Here is a 15,301-nt window from a genome sequence, read left to right on the forward strand (position 1 = left end):
TTCATGAGCGAGCATAGCGCCAGACCGGAGAGCATTGTCTGAGCGTGCAGAGCACGCGAGTTTTGCTCGCAGGTCTGGCAATAGGCGGCGGAGCGAATGAAGTACAAAATTTCACAGCATCTGCTTATTCTGTATAGTCTGACCGAACCTTCGGACCTTATGTGGTTACGTCTCAATATTGCAATTTTAGAAATGTTTGTGTATGCTCTTGACAAGATTGTATGATATGGTAATATAAACATATGAATAGATGTTCACATAAAGAAACGGAGGAGTGCTATGACAGAGGCGGAAAAAATCCAGATTGAGCAGGAAGTGGAAGATGGTTCCTGTGAGTTCATGCATGTCCATGAGGAAATCGTGGAAAAGGTAGAAGGTGTGATGCCGGACGAGCAGCAGCTTCTGGATCTGTCGGAGTTTTTTAAGATATTTGGAGACTCCACCCGGATCAAGATTTTGTATGTGCTCAGCCAGTCGGAAATGTGTGTCTGCGATATTGCAACGCTTTTGCAGATGGGCCAGTCCGCTATTTCCCATCAGCTCAGAGTCTTAAAGCAGATGCGTCTGGTGTCTTTCCGGAGGGACGGAAAAACCGTATTTTATAAGCTGGCAGATGCCCACATCCAGACGATTCTGGCTCAGGGCATGGAGCATATCAGCGAGTAAAATTCTGCCGGGAAGCTGTGAATGGGAATAAAAACTCTGCGTCAGCATGGCACGGAGCACATTAAAAAGTAAAAGGAGAGAATATCATGAAGAAGATCATCAAATTAGAGGGCTTATGCTGCGCAAACTGTGCTGCAAAGATTGAGGAAGGCGTTAAGAAATTAGATGGTGTGAACAGTGCGAGCTTAAGCTTTATGACCCAGCGTCTCATCATGGAAGTGGAAGACGGAAGAGAAGATGAGCTGGTTGAGGCTGCAAGAGCTGTAGCTGCAAAGGTTGAGCCGGAGGCAGAATTTAAGGTGCTTCGCTAGTGCCGGAAAGGTATTTTCTATGACCAAGAAGCAGAAAAAAATGGTGGCCCGTCTTGTGGGCAGTGCTGTTTTCTTTATTGTCGCCATGATGCTGGAGAAAAAAACATTCTGGGCGTGGATCCCGTTTGTGCTTTCCTATCTGGCAGCGGGGTATGATATTCCGCTGAGAGCCTGTCGTAACTTAAAAAACGGCCAGGTGTTTGATGAAAACTTTCTGATGACCATTGCAACGCTCGGCGCGTTTGCCATTGGTTCTCTGGAAGAAGCCGTGGCAGTCATGCTGTTTTACCAGATTGGTGAGCTGTTCAATGATTATGCGGTCAACAAATCCAGAAAATCCATCACCGATTTGATGGATATCAACCCGGAATATGCCAATCTTCTTCGGGACGGAGAAGAAGAGCAGGTAGATCCTTACGAGGTGGAAATCGGCGACACCATTGTCATCCGACCGGGCGAAAAGGTGCCGTTAGACGGCATTGTCCTGGAGGGAAGATCCACACTGGATACAAAGGCATTGACGGGCGAATCTGTGCCGGTTGAGGTGGAAGCAGGGGAGAACATTGTGAGCGGTTCCATCAACCTGACAGGCCTTTTGAAGGTGCAGACCACCAGACTGTTTGACGATTCTACTGTGGCAAAGATCCTGGAGCTGGTAGAAAATGCAAGCTCCAGGAAGGCAAAGGCGGAGGCTTTCATCACCCGCTTTGCCCGTGTATACACTCCGGCTGTGGTAATCCTGGCGGCGATGCTTGCTGTGGTTCCGCCGCTGATCCTCGGCGGATGGAGCACCTGGATCTATCGCGCCTGCAGTTTCCTGGTTGTGTCCTGTCCGTGTGCACTGGTGATTTCCGTGCCGTTAAGCTTTTTTGGCGGTCTGGGGGCAGCTTCCAGACATGGTATTCTTATGAAGGGCAGCAACTATCTGGAGGCTATGGGAAGCCTGGATACAGCTGTCTTTGATAAGACGGGAACCCTGACTACCGGTAAATTTGAGGTAACTGATGTTTCACCGGTACAGGGAAGCAGGGAAGAACTTCTGGAGCTGGCGGCGCTTGGCGAACACAATTCCAATCATCCGATCGCACAGTCTGTGAAGCAGGCATATGGAAAAGAAGCTGATACCGGCCGCATTGGCCGGGTGGAAGAGATTTCCGGTCACGGCATTCATGCACAGGTTCAGATAAATGGTGAGTGGAAGGAGATCTACATCGGGAATCAGAAGCTGATGGACCGGCAGGGTGTTACCGTAAGCACGCCTGCGGCAGTACTGGGAACTACCCTGTATCTGGCAGAGGGAACCACTTACCTGGGTTCTATCGTCATTTCCGACAGTGTGCGTCCGGACGTTCCGGCCATGCTGGCAGGTCTGAAAAAGCAAGGCGTGAGCAGACTGGTGATGCTGACCGGAGATAAGGAAGAGGTTGGAAAGAAGGTTGCGGAGTCTATCGGCATTACCCATGTATTCGGCAATCTGCTTCCGGGTGACAAGGTAGCCAAGGTGGAGCAGCTGCTGGCAGAAAAGCCAGAGGGAAAGACCCTGGCTTTTGTGGGTGACGGCATCAATGATGCTCCGGTTCTGGCCCGCGCGGATGTAGGCATTGCCATGGGCGGTATTGGTTCTGACGCAGCCGTTGAGGCTGCGGATGTGGTCATCATGGAGGATGAACCGTCCAAGATCGTGGATGCGATCTGCATTGCCAGAAAGACGGTGCGTATCGTAAAGCAGAACATCATCTTTGCGATTGCGGTCAAGATCGCGGTTCTGATCCTGGTAGCATTTGGCTGCGCGACTATGTGGGCGGCAGTGTTTGGAGATGTCGGAGTTTCTGTGCTGGCCATCCTGAATGCGATCCGTGCACTGAGCTACAAAAAATAACAATTACAAAACAAATAATAATAAACGACAATCAGAAGATGGCTGATAAAGCCTAAAAAACTGGCTTTTCCAGTTAGTACTGATTGTCGTTATTTTTTGTAGTGCAGACAATAGAAGTTCCGGGGCGGTATACAGAACAGGCATTTTTATATTCTGTTTTGTTTTGTAACATTATATGTATAAGTGTAAATATCACCGTTATAATAAGTTTCGATATATTCATAAGGATGCAAATGTCCATCAATATGAGTATATGTGATGTGGGCCGAACAAAGCAACGCAATGTTATTGGCTGCTAGAAGTTCTTTTTGCCGGTCTGTTGGAAGCGTTGCTTTCAGTTCCAGTTGTTTTAATTCACGTTCCAGACCAAGTGAATCAACAAATTCATAAAAGGATGCATTCAGACAATCGACATTGATGGCAGGAATGATTTTGGCCGAAACATAGGTGTAGCTGATTGCGATGGGCTTATCATTTCCTGTGCGTAAACGGACAAAATAATGAATGAAATCATTTCCGCTCAGTTCCAGCTTTTTGGCAATTGTAGGGATATCATCGGCACGGAGCAGCTCGTAGGATAAAAGCCTGGCCCCTGCTTTCAGTCCAATGCTCTTCATATCCTCTGTGAAACTGGAACCGGTGCCGAGATTTTCTTTTTGAATATGTGGGGCAGTAACGAAGCTGCCGCGACCTGGAATTCGTTCAATATATCCGAGTGCGCTTAGATGGTTTAATGCTTTATTGATGGTCATTCGGGAAAAATTAAAACGTTGGCAAAGCTGTTCTTCTGTCATAATCTGATCGCCAATCTGCAAATTCTTTCTGGAAATTTCCTGCTTGATATAATCTTCAATCTGTTTGTATTTTGCTGTTTTCTGCATAACATCACATTCCTTTTGTCTGTTCATTGATATTGATCTATACATATAGTCAGTATATCACATTTAGTAAAGAAAATGAAGTTTGAATATGAAATATATTAGAAAATACTGATGAAAATATATACAAATAAACGAGGAAAGTATTGATTTTATCAAAATAATGTAGTAATATATGTATATACAAAGTATAAAATGACGAATAATAGAAAAGATATTTGCAAAAACGCAACAAAATGAACAGGAGGAAATTATGGAGACACCAAGCATGATTGGTTATATTCAGGACCAGGGGCGTGCCTTGAAGGCCACATTTGAAAACAGAGCAGTTTATTGTAATCCGTTTTGTCAAATTTTTCAGGAACGTGATATTCGGAAAATCTATCTTCTGGGTTCTGGAACCAGTTACAATGCCGCAACGGCAATTAAACAGTATCTGGAAATGTATCTTCCTGTGGAAGCAGAAGTGATGATTCCTACAGTATTTACGAACCACGCGAAAATTAATCGAAATTGTATATACAATCAAGATGAGATATTGGTGGTCGGTATTTCTCAGTCAGGCACCAGCGTATCAACCATTGAGGCCATGAAAAAGGCGAAACAGGAAGGGTACTATACAGTTGCCATCACTGAGGCAACAGAAAGTCTGATTACCAGAGAGGTCGATCGAGTTGTAAAGCTGACGTGCGGAAAGGAAGAAATTCCGGTTGAGACGAGAGGATATAGTGTAACATTGCTTCAAGGGTATCTGACAGCATTGGAAGTTGCACATTCCAGAAAAAAACTGGATGATACAGATTTCGAATTGCGGATCACCAGAACAGCAGAATTTCTGGAACATTATCCGGAAATTATGGAGCAGACAGAGAAATGGTATTTGGCAAATCAGAAAGAGCTTCTTAACATGAGAAAGGGCTGTGTTGCCGCCTATGGCCTGAATTACTGTACGGCCATTGAGGCAGAATTGAAGCTGTTTGAGACGTTTAAACATCCAGTACGTGGATATGAAATGGAAGAAATGATCCATGGTCCACAGATGGCATTTGATGAAGATACTTATGTTTTTCTTGTCGCCTCCGAAGAAAAAGAATTGGAGCGGGTACCACGGTTCATTCAATTCTTTGAGGAGAATCACATTACAGAACATGTTTTTGTAATCACTGCGAATGAGATGAAAATGAAAGAAAAAGATTTATGCTTTTATGCACCGATTCCGGCAGAATTAAGCCCACTTGTTTTTACGCTTCCGTTTCAGATTATGGCTGCGAGAAATTGTATTGCAGTGGGTATCGATACAGCAAAACGTCCCAAGAATAGAAAAGCATTTGCGCATATTTATATGGAGGAACAGTCATGAACCAGTTCATTATTGTAACACATGCAACACTGGCAGGAGGATTTGCAGATGTTGTGAGGTTTTTTAAATCAGATTTGGAGAATGTTCAGTTTATTAATGCTTATGTGGAGTCGCAGGAATTTGAAAAAGAGTTTCGGACTGCACTGGAAAAGGTAAAGGGCGAGAATGTGATTGTTCTTAGCGATATCATGGGAGGAAGTGTCAATCAGGTGGCAACAAGGCTGATGCAGGAATTTTCTTATCAGCTGATTACAGGGATAAATCTTCCACTTCTGATTGAACTGACCTTTATGCCAGATGGAATAACCGCGGAGCAGATTCGGAACAGCGTTGTCAATGCAAGAGAACAGATTGTATATGTCAATGATTTTGTCCGGCAGGAAGAAGCGGGCGGTGAAGAGGAATTGTAATGAGATAAATAAGATAAAAAGTAGGAGGGAATGCGTATGATTATTATGGTAAGGGCAGATGATAGGCTGATTCATGGAATGGTGGCGGTGTCCTGGACATCCCATTTGCAGCCTCAGACGATTCTGGTGGCCAACAATGTGGCTGCGAAAGATTCCTTTAAAGCCATGACGATGAAAATGGCAAAGCCGGCGGGGGTGAATCTTGTAATCAAATCTCTGGATGACTCTATCAAAGCACTGAATAATCCAATCAATGACAAAAAGAAAATTTTTCTTGTAACGGAAACAGTCAAAGATGCGGCTTATATTTATGAACGCACTGCTGGTTTCGGACATCTGAATGTCGGAACGGCAGGAGTAAACAAAAAGGAGGGAGAAACCTACATAGCAACATTGCCTCAGGTGTTTATGACGGAGGAGGAATTTCGGTTTGCCAAAAAGATGGCAGACAGAGGCGTGGAGATTTTTGCACAGATTACTCCGACCAGGGAACGGATGGAATTTAAAGACATTGAGAAAATTTTCGGCAAGTAGGAGGGATATGTTATGATTCAGGGATTTTTGGTAGCATTAGTAGCAGCACTTGTGTATATGGAATCCAGAATTGGAGGCCAGCATATGCTGGACCGTCCGATCATCATTGGACCACTGGTTGGTGTGATTCTTGGAGATCCGGTGACAGGCCTTATGGTAGGTGGCTCACTGGAACTGGTGTGGATGGGTCTTGTTGGTATTGGAACATCCACACCACCGGATGTAGTAGTTGGTTCCGCATTGGCTACGGCATTGGCCATCAAGACAGGAGCAACTTATGAAACGACACTGGCGCTGGCTATTCCAATTTCTCTTCTGGCTCAGGTCGGAGCAATCGGTGTCTGCATTCTGAATACTGCTTTTGCACATCGTGCAGATGCATGCGCGGAGAAAGGTGATTACCGCGGAGTAGAAATTTCAAACTGGATGGGATCTGCACTGTATTTTATTTTTAAATTTTCCATGGTATTCATCGGGTTTATGATTGGCTCCGATCTGATCACAAAGCTGGTAAGCAATATCCCGGAGATTATTCAGAAAGGTCTTGGGCAGTCGGGCAACCTGCTTCCGGCACTTGGTGTTGCTATGCTGATTCAGATGACATGGGATAAAAAGTTTGGAGCGTTTCTGTTCCTTGGGTTTGCCCTTGCTGCATTCTTAAATGTAAGTACCATTGGTGCTGCAATATTTGGTGTGGTATTCGCAGTCTTATACTTTATGCTGTCTGGCAATATGGGACATACAGCAACTGTAAATTCAGATGAAAGTGAGGAGTTATAGGCATGGGGGAAGAAAAGAAATTAAGTTCAAAAACATTAAAAAAGGTATTTAACCGTCATTATCAGCTTCTTGGATGCTTTAACTATGAACGTCAGATGTCGACTGGATATGCATGGACCATGATGCCAGCTTTGAAAGAACTTTACAAAGATAATCCGGAAGAAATGAAGTCAGCAGTCAAACGCCATTTGGAATTTTACAATTGCGCGACCACTCCAAGCCCGTTCATCATCGGCATTTCCTGCGCAATGGAAGAGCAAAATGCCAGTGCGGAACCGGGGGAATATGATCCGTCATCCATTACATCGGTTAAGGCTGCTTTGATGGGACCGCTGGCTGGTATCGGTGACAGTTTCTTCTGGGGAACGTTTCGCGTGATTGGTGCCGGTATTGCAGCTCCGCTGGCTGTAGCCGGAAACTTTATTGGACCTCTTTTGTATTTTCTGATTAATGTGATACCATCTGAAGTTGTCCGCCGTTTTGGTTTTAAGATTGGCTACGAGGGAGGTAGCACATTCCTGACTCAGATTTCAGAGGATGGAACTCTGCAGAAATTGACGGAATCAGCCAGAATTATGGGACTTGTTGTGATCGGAGCCATGATTCCGGCCATGGTAAAATGTGACATTGCCACTGTGCTGAACATCAATGGGGCTGAGATTGTCCTGCAGGATATGATTGATCAGGTATGTCCGAAACTTCTTCCAATGCTGTTAGTATTTATTTGCTATAAGCTTTTAAAGAAACGTGTATCTGGAACTGTGATTATGATCGGTCTGCTGCTCTTTGGCATCATTGCTGTAGCTCTTGGAATTTTATGATACTATTCAATTTTTGGAAAGACAGGTGTGAAAAATGGAAAAGAAAGAATTGATTGACAGTTTAAAAGATGGACTGATTGTTTCCTGCCAGGCTGTACCGAGTGAACCACATTATATGCCTGGGATCACAACCATGTATGCGGAATGCGCAAAATGGGCTGGTGCAGTTGGTCTTCGTGTGAATTCTCCGGATGATATCCGGGCCATCAAGGCGAAGGTAGACCTGCCAATTATTGGCATCTGGAAAATTGACCGCAATATCAAGGATGTGTATCTGACTCCAAGTCTGGAAGCTGCGCAGGCAGTATGGGATGCAGGTGCTGAGATTATTGCGATTCAGGCAACGAATCATTACCGGGATGATGGAAAATTGGCTTACGAGACCATCAGGGAAGTGAAAGAACATATTCCGGATGCCCTGATCTTTGCAGATGTTGCTACTGCAGAAGATGCTCGGATTGCAGCTTCTTATGGAGCGGATTTTGTTGCTCCTACATTATATGGATATACAAAAGCTGGATGCTTTGACAAACTGGAAATTAAGGACGCGCCGGATTATATCCTGTTAAGGGATATTGTAGATGCGGTGAAAGGAACTGATACAAAGGTAATTATGGAAGGAAAGGTATCAACACCGGAGATTGCAGTTCAATGCCTGTATATGGGAGCTCATGCTGTTGTTGTTGGAAATGCAATTACCAGACCACATATTACAGCAAAGAGATTTGCGCGGGCACTTGCCAGATTTCATGAATAGACAGCAGAGAATAGTAGAATAAGGGGAGTATAAAATGGAATATAGAGAATGGGACATGTATGATTATATTCTGGAGTCAAAAGCAGCAGTGAGAAATATTGTAGAAAATCAGGATACAATTTTTGAACAGGCTTTGAATTACTGTAAAGAAAAAAATTTTGAGCAGATTTATATTCTGGGATCTGGAACCAGTTATCACGCATCTGTAGCTGCAAAGAAAATTGTAGAAGACAAACTCGGCGTAAAAGTAATCAATATGTATCCGATGGAGTTTGTTGATAATGAACAGGTTTTTAATCCGAATACTCTGGTGATTGGTGTGTCTCATGCAGGAAGAAGCAGCAGCACAATACGGGCCCTGGACAAGGCGCGTGAACTTGGCTTTCTGACCATAGCTATGACGGCCGAGAGGGAGCGGCCGATTACGGAGCATGCAGATTGTTGTGTTTATATTGAAATCGGAGATGAATTTGCAGGACCAAAGACAAAGGGATATATTGGTTCTATCGCAACCATCGCAATGCTGGGATTGAAACTTGCAGTACAGAATGAGAAAATTGAGGAGAAAGAAAAGCAGGATCTGGAAAAACGGATGCTGGATACATCCGATCAGATCCCGGATATCGCAGAGCGTGCATGGGCCTGGTACCGAGAGAATGCAGAGAATTTGAAAAAATGCCGGCGCTTGATTGTGCTTGGATATGAATCCTGCATGAGCGCAATGCTGGAAGGAACCTTAAAGATTCTGGAGGCAGTCCGCTACAGCGTAGTTGGCTATGAAATGGAAGAATTTATGCACGGAGTATATCATTCTATTGACCAGGATACGTATCTTCTGTATCTGGGGTGTCCGGGAAAACATTACCAGCGGATGGTCAATATGATGAAGTACTTTGGGGAAAGAGACCACGCTCATAATTATATGGTGACTTCGGAAAAAGAGCAGGAGAGCAAAGAAAATTTTGTTTATCCGTTCCAGAATGATCCGTATTTTGCATCCATGGAGTATGTTGTCCCATTGCAGGTAATTGCACGCAAGCTTTCCCTGGATCTTGGAATTGACTGCAATATTTCCAGCGATCCAAATTTCCATAAAAAAATGGGAAGTTATACCTACTAAGTGAAAATGATATCGTGAAACGTAGTTGACATCAGTTGACAAAAAATGATGAAACTGCTATCATCAGTAACATGATGGAACAAGGGCGTTTCAGGAAAGCTTCGCGAGGAGCTTTCTTGACGCTCTTGTTTTTTTATTATAATATGAATGATATATCTCATTACAGTATGGAAGGAGATTGACATGAGCAGATATACGAAAAAAGATATCATCCGTATGACGGAGGAAGAGGATGTGGAGTTTATCCGTCTTCAGTTTACAGATATTTTTGGAATGCTGAAAAATGTGGCGATCACGGCAGGACAGCTGGAAAAGGCATTGAATAACCGCTGCATGTTTGACGGTTCCGCAATTGAAGGCTTTGTGCGCATTGAGGAATCCGATATGTACCTGTATCCGGACCTGGATACCTTTGCAATTTTTCCATGGAGACCGCAGCAGGGCAAGGTGGCACGCCTGATGTGTGACGTATACCATCCAAACGGCGAGCCATTTGAAGGCGATCCGCGTTATGTGTTAAAGAAGGTTCTGAAAGAGGCTGCGGATATGGGCTATGAGTTCCACGTGGGACCGGAGTGTGAGTTCTTTTTATTCCATACAGATGAGGAAGGACGCCCGACCACCAATACCCACGAGAACGCCAGCTATTTTGATGTGGGTCCCATCGACCTGGCTGAGAATGTACGCCGCGATATCGTTCTGAATCTGGAGGATATGGACATTGAGGTGGAGGCATCCCACCACGAATTATCTCCGGCCCAGCATGAGATCGATCTGGAGTACACGGAGGGACTGGCTGCGGCAGACAACATTATGACCTTCAAGATGGCTGTAAAGACCATCGCAAAGCGCCATGGTCTTCACGCAACCTTCATGCCGAAGCCGAAGGCAGGCATGAACGGCTCCGGCATGCACATCAACATGTCTCTGGCTGATGCCCGTGGAAAAAATCTGTTCGTAGATGACAATGACAGTCTTGGTCTGAGTAAGGTGGCGTATCAGTTTATGGCAGGGATCCTGGCACATATCCGGGAGATCACCCTGCTCACCAATCCTCTGGTCAACTCCTATAAGCGTCTGGTCCCTGGGTATGATGCGCCGGTCTGCGTGGCATGGTCTGCCCATGCAAACCGCAGCGCACTGATCCGTATTCCGAGTTCCCGCGGGGAAGACAGCACCCGCATCGAACTGCGCTGCCCGGATTCCGCAGTAAACCCGTATCTGGCACTGGCAGCCTGCCTGGCAGCAGGTCTGGACGGCATTAAAAAAGAAATGACACCTCCGGCCAGTGTGGACTGCAATGTATTTGCCATGACAGATGAAGAAATCCGCACTCTGGGGATTGAACAGCTTCCTCAGACCATGGGTGAGGCCCTGGAAGCTTTTGAGGGCAGCACATTCGCAAGAGAGGTGCTCGGAGATCATATTTACACGAAGTATCTGGAAGCAAAGAGTGCAGAGTGGAAGAAGTTTCGCGCGGAAGTAACGGACTGGGAAGTGCAGGAATACCTGTACAAGTTCTAGCGGAGCAGTTTTCAGAAGTTCCCTGATATCAAAACCCGGAGGTGAGCGTTTTGGCAAATATTATTGTGGCATTTTCTAAGCCGGAAGACGCAAAAAGCATAAAAAACATATTGATGAAAAACGGGTTTGAGGTGGTCGCTGTCTGCACATCCGGAGCACAGGTTCTTTCCCAGATGGAAGATTTAAATGGAGGGATCGTAGTGTGTGGCTATCGTCTGACAGATATGCTGTACTCGGAACTGAGGGAATGTATGAGCGCGGAGAATGCCATGCTGATGATCGCGTCTCCAAATAAGTGGTCTGCGGACGCACCACAGGATGTGGTGTGCCTGCCCATGCCATTAAAGGTACATGATCTGGTGGGAACCCTGGAGATGATCGTGCAGGCCCAGGCGAGAAGAAAAAAGAAGCTGCGCCAGCAGCCGAAGCAGAGAAATGAGAAGGAGCGCGCTGTTATTGATCAGGCCAAGGCACTTCTCATGGAGCGCAACAGCATGACGGAGGAGGAAGCACACCGGTACATACAGAAATGTAGCATGGACAGCGGAACCAATATGTATGAGACAGCCCAGATGGTCATCAGTCTGATGTAGGGTGAAGGTATCATGGAATAAATCAGCAATACAGGTAACGTAAACAAATATAGAAATGGAGCGGTTTATGAAATTTACAAAAATGCAGGGAATCGGAAACGATTACGTCTATGTCAATTGTTTTGAGGAGCATGTGGAGGATCCGGCGCGCGTAGCGCAGCTTGTGAGTGAACGTCATTTTGGAATCGGGTCAGACGGCCTGATCCTCATCTGCCCGTCCGAGGTGGCAGACTGCCGCATGCGGATGTTCAATGAGGATGGAAGTGAGGGCAGCATGTGCGGCAACGGTATCCGCTGCGTGGGAAAATATGCTTACGATCACGGTATTGTTGACAAGCCGCAGATTTCGGTTGAAACTCTTGGCGGCATCAAATATCTGGATATGAGGATAGAAGGCGGAAAAGTGAAAACCGTAAAAGTTGATATGGGCATTCCGCAGCTGACCAGTGAGCTGCCGGAGAAAATCCAGGTGGATGGAAAAAAACTTGAGTTTACCGGAATTGATGTTGGAAACCCGCATGCCGTTTATTATGTGGATGATGTAGACAGTCTGGATCTGGAAAAAATCGGTCCGGCTTTCGAGATGCACGAGCGCTTTCCGGACCGCGTCAACAGCGAGTTTATCCGGGTTATTGACCGCAGACACCTGCAGATGCGTGTGTGGGAGCGGGGCAGCGGCGAGACCTGGGCCTGCGGGACCGGTGCAACGGCCAGTGCTGTGGCCAGCATGATGCTGGGCCTGGTGGAAAACACCGTGGAGGTGCAGCTGATCGGCGGAAATCTGGAGATTACCTGGGACCGTGAGAGCGGGCATGTCTATATGACCGGTCCGGCTGTGGAGGTTTTTACCGGTGAGATCGACCTGACACAGTATGAAGAGAAAAATTGAATCTAAAATCCACCCCTTGACACGGATTTCCAATTATGCTAGATTAAAAAGCAGTGGTAATATACAATCTTAAATGCGATGAAAAGAGAAAGTATGCGTGATGAGGTTTTCAGAGAGCTGTCGGATGGTGCGAGGCAGCAACAGCGTGCGCAGAAACTGGTCTTGGAGCAGCCCGCCGAACACATTTTTAAAGCAGTAAGTAGGCCGGGACGGATATCCACCGTTATCGGAATCAAGCGCATGCGAACGCATGAAGCAGAGTGGTACCGCGCAAGGAGCAAAAAGTGGAAGAATATCCTGCGTCTCTGACAATATCAGGGATGCAGGTTTTTTATTTCTTAAATTGCAATCAGGAGGAAGAATCATGGCAAGTTACAACCATAGCGCTATTGAGAAAAAGTGGCGTGAAAACTGGGCTCAGAACCCGATCAATGTCAATGATGGCAAAAAACCGAAATATTACTGTCTGGATATGTTCCCATATCCGTCCGGAAGCGGACTTCATGTAGGTCACTGGAGAGGTTATGTGATCTCTGACGTATGGAGCCGTTACCAGATGTTAAAGGGTCATTATGTCATTCATCCGATGGGCTGGGATGCATTCGGCCTTCCGGCAGAGAACTATGCAATCAAAATGGGTGTGCATCCGGCAAAATCTACCGCTGAGAATATCAAGAACATTAAGCGCCAGATCAACGAGATCGCAGCTATTTATGACTGGGATATGGAAGTGAATACCACCGATCCGGAATTCTATAAATGGACCCAGTGGATCTTTGTACAGATGTTTAAAAAAGGCCTGGCTTATGAGAAAGAGTTCCCGATCAACTGGTGTCCGTCCTGTAAAACCGGTCTGGCAAACGAGGAAGTAGTAAACGGCTGCTGCGAGCGCTGCGGTTCTCCGGTTACCAAGAAGAACCTGCGTCAGTGGATGTTAAAGATCACCGCTTACGCAGACCGCCTGTTAAACGACCTGGACAAGCTGGACTGGCCGGAAAAGGTTAAGAAGATGCAGAGCGAGTGGATCGGCAAATCCTACGGTGCCGAGGTGGATTTCCAGGTCGAGGGAAGAGATGAGAAGATCACCGTTTACACTACCCGCCCGGATACTCTGCACGGCGCAACCTTTATGGTACTGGCTCCGGAGCATGCTCTGGCTAAGAGCCTTGCAACTGACGAGACCAGAGAGGCTGTTGAAAAATATATCTTTGATTCCTCCATGCGTTCTAATGTGGACCGTATGCAGGATAAGGAAAAGACCGGCGTATTTACCGGAAGCTATGCCATCAACCCGTTAAATGGCGCAAAGGTTCCGATCTGGCTGTCTGACTATGTACTGGCAGATTATGGTACCGGTGCGATCATGTGCGTACCGGCACATGATGACCGTGACTTTGAGTTTGCAAAGAAATTCAATATTCCGATCATCCAGGTTATCGCAAAGGATGGAAAAGAAATTGAGAATATGACCGAGGCTTACACCGAGGCAGTCGGTACCATGATCAATTCCGGTGACTGGAATGGCATGGAGTCTTCTGTATTAAAGAAAGAGGCTCCGGCTATGATCGAGAAGATGGGCTTTGGCAAGAAGACCGTCAACTATAAGCTTCGTGACTGGGTATTCTCCAGACAGCGTTACTGGGGCGAGCCGATCCCGATCGTACATTGTCCGAAATGCGGCAACGTGGCTGTTCCGGAGGAAGAGCTTCCGTTACGTCTCCCGGAGGTCGAAAGCTACCAGCCGACCGGTACCGGCGAATCACCGCTGGCTGCAATTGACGAGTGGGTAAACTGCAAGTGCCCGCAGTGCGGCGGCCCGGCAAAGAGAGAGACCAACACCATGCCGCAGTGGGCAGGTTCTTCCTGGTACTTCTTGCGTTATGTGGACAACCACAACGACAAAGAACTGGTTTCCAGAGAGAAGGCTGACAAATATCTGCCGGTTGATATGTACATCGGCGGCGTAGAGCACGCAGTCCTGCATCTTCTGTACTCCCGTTTTTACACGAAGTTCCTGCACGATATCGGAGTGGTAGACTTTGATGAGCCGTTCAAGAAGCTGTTCAACCAGGGCATGATCAATGGCAAGAACGGCATCAAGATGAGTAAATCCAAAGGAAACGTGGTTTCCCCGGATGACCTTGTAAGAGATTATGGCTGTGATGCTCTGAGAATGTATGAGCTGTTTGTAGGACCGCCGGAGCTGGACGCAGAGTGGGATGACCGCGGCATTGAAGGCGTTTCTCGCTTCTTAAGCCGTTTCTGGAACCTGGTTCAGGATAGCAAGGACAAAGATATCGCAGAGACAAAAGAAATGGTCCGCCTGCGCCACAAGCTGGTATTTGACATTGAGCAGCGCTTCAACCAGTTCAGCTTAAATACCGTTGTATCCGGCTTCATGGAGTACAACAACAAGCTGATCGAGCTGGCTAAGAAGACCGGCGGCATCGACAAAGAGACCTTAAAAACCTTTACCGTCCTGCTTGCTCCGTTCGCACCGCATATCGGTGAGGAAATCTGGCAGCAGCTTGGCGGAACCGGCAGTGTGTTCCATACCCAGTGGCCGGAGTGCGATGAAGAAGCCATGAAGGACGATGAGATCCAGATCGGTGTTCAGGTCAACGGCAAGGCAAGAGGCGTTGTGACCATCCCGGCAGATGCCTCCAGGGATGTTGCCCTTGCAGCAGCAAAAGAGGCTGTGGCTGACAAGATCACCGGAACGATCGTGAAAGAGATTTATGTACCGGGCAAGATTATCAACATTGTCTGCAAGTAATAT

At 46.5% G+C, this 15,301-nt stretch carries 15 protein-coding genes and 1 other annotated feature; of the genes, 14 read left to right on the forward strand and 1 reads right to left on the reverse strand.

What is annotated here, in order from left to right; translation table 11 throughout:
• Positions 1-279: 279 nt before the first annotated feature.
• The 3 genes from ACMP1L_RS02385 to ACMP1L_RS02395 all read left to right on the forward strand — a co-directional run bounded on the left by ACMP1L_RS02385 (position 280) and on the right by ACMP1L_RS02395 (position 2,856).
• A complete protein-coding gene (locus ACMP1L_RS02385) occupies positions 280-666 on the forward strand; it encodes an ArsR/SmtB family transcription factor (RefSeq protein WP_118533400.1) in 387 nt (128 codons plus the stop codon).
• 86 nt (positions 667-752) lie between these two features.
• Positions 753-977, forward strand: a complete 225-nt coding sequence (locus ACMP1L_RS02390; protein ID WP_177304224.1) for a cation transporter — start codon at positions 753-755, stop codon at positions 975-977.
• A gap of 19 nt (positions 978-996) precedes the next feature.
• Positions 997-2,856: a heavy metal translocating P-type ATPase gene (locus ACMP1L_RS02395; RefSeq protein ID WP_418451914.1), complete on the forward strand. Its 1,860-nt coding sequence runs from the start codon at positions 997-999 to the stop codon at positions 2,854-2,856.
• A 146-nt stretch (positions 2,857-3,002) separates the two neighbouring features.
• On the opposite strand, the gene ACMP1L_RS02400 is transcribed toward ACMP1L_RS02395, so the two are convergent.
• Positions 3,003-3,737: a GntR family transcriptional regulator gene (locus ACMP1L_RS02400; protein ID WP_418451915.1), complete on the reverse strand. Its 735-nt coding sequence runs from the start codon at positions 3,735-3,737 to the stop codon at positions 3,003-3,005.
• Between the two features lie 250 nt (positions 3,738-3,987).
• On the opposite strand from ACMP1L_RS02400, the gene ACMP1L_RS02405 reads away from it, so the two are divergent.
• The 11 genes from ACMP1L_RS02405 (at position 3,988) to leuS (ending at position 15,298) form a co-directional block, all read left to right on the forward strand.
• The gene (locus ACMP1L_RS02405) at positions 3,988-5,094 is read left to right on the forward strand and encodes an SIS domain-containing protein (RefSeq protein ID WP_418451916.1); all 1,107 of its coding nucleotides are present in this window, start codon (positions 3,988-3,990) and stop codon (positions 5,092-5,094) included.
• On the forward strand, positions 5,091-5,504 hold the full coding sequence (locus ACMP1L_RS02410) for a PTS sugar transporter subunit IIA (RefSeq protein WP_418451917.1): 414 nt from the start codon (positions 5,091-5,093) through the stop codon (positions 5,502-5,504). Before ACMP1L_RS02405 ends, ACMP1L_RS02410 begins: the two co-directional genes overlap by 4 nt.
• 36 nt (positions 5,505-5,540) lie before the next feature.
• On the forward strand, positions 5,541-6,038 hold the full coding sequence (locus tag ACMP1L_RS02415; protein ID WP_418451918.1) for a PTS sugar transporter subunit IIB: 498 nt from the start codon (positions 5,541-5,543) through the stop codon (positions 6,036-6,038).
• Positions 6,039-6,050: 12 nt separating this feature from the next.
• On the forward strand, positions 6,051-6,818 hold the full coding sequence (locus tag ACMP1L_RS02420) for a PTS mannose/fructose/sorbose/N-acetylgalactosamine transporter subunit IIC (protein ID WP_118533386.1): 768 nt from the start codon (positions 6,051-6,053) through the stop codon (positions 6,816-6,818).
• 2 nt (positions 6,819-6,820) lie between these two features.
• Positions 6,821-7,639, forward strand: coding sequence for a PTS system mannose/fructose/sorbose family transporter subunit IID (locus tag ACMP1L_RS02425; protein ID WP_118533384.1), 819 nt, complete (start codon positions 6,821-6,823; stop codon positions 7,637-7,639).
• A 34-nt stretch (positions 7,640-7,673) separates the two neighbouring features.
• The gene (locus ACMP1L_RS02430) at positions 7,674-8,396 is read left to right on the forward strand and encodes an N-acetylmannosamine-6-phosphate 2-epimerase (protein ID WP_118733100.1); all 723 of its coding nucleotides are present in this window, start codon (positions 7,674-7,676) and stop codon (positions 8,394-8,396) included.
• Between the two features lie 34 nt (positions 8,397-8,430).
• Positions 8,431-9,516, forward strand: a complete 1,086-nt coding sequence (locus tag ACMP1L_RS02435) for an SIS domain-containing protein (RefSeq protein ID WP_418451919.1) — start codon at positions 8,431-8,433, stop codon at positions 9,514-9,516.
• 183 nt (positions 9,517-9,699) lie between these two features.
• Positions 9,700-11,040 (forward strand): type I glutamate--ammonia ligase, encoded by a 1,341-nt coding sequence (glnA, locus tag ACMP1L_RS02440; RefSeq protein WP_118733098.1) that lies wholly within the window; start codon positions 9,700-9,702, stop codon positions 11,038-11,040.
• Positions 11,041-11,090: 50 nt separating this feature from the next.
• The gene (locus tag ACMP1L_RS02445; RefSeq protein WP_118533376.1) at positions 11,091-11,633 is read left to right on the forward strand and encodes an ANTAR domain-containing response regulator; all 543 of its coding nucleotides are present in this window, start codon (positions 11,091-11,093) and stop codon (positions 11,631-11,633) included.
• A 67-nt stretch (positions 11,634-11,700) separates the two neighbouring features.
• Positions 11,701-12,522, forward strand: coding sequence for a diaminopimelate epimerase (gene dapF, locus ACMP1L_RS02450; protein WP_118733097.1), 822 nt, complete (start codon positions 11,701-11,703; stop codon positions 12,520-12,522).
• Between the two features lie 69 nt (positions 12,523-12,591).
• Positions 12,592-12,832, forward strand: a binding site (T-box leader).
• A 51-nt stretch (positions 12,833-12,883) separates the two neighbouring features.
• Positions 12,884-15,298 (forward strand): leucine--tRNA ligase, encoded by a 2,415-nt coding sequence (gene leuS / locus ACMP1L_RS02455; RefSeq protein WP_373244639.1) that lies wholly within the window; start codon positions 12,884-12,886, stop codon positions 15,296-15,298.
• Positions 15,299-15,301: the final 3 nt, after the last annotated feature.

The organism is Ventrimonas sp., from assembly GCF_048380235.1.
In the GTDB taxonomy this organism is placed as follows: domain Bacteria; phylum Bacillota; class Clostridia; order Lachnospirales; family Lachnospiraceae; genus Brotaphodocola.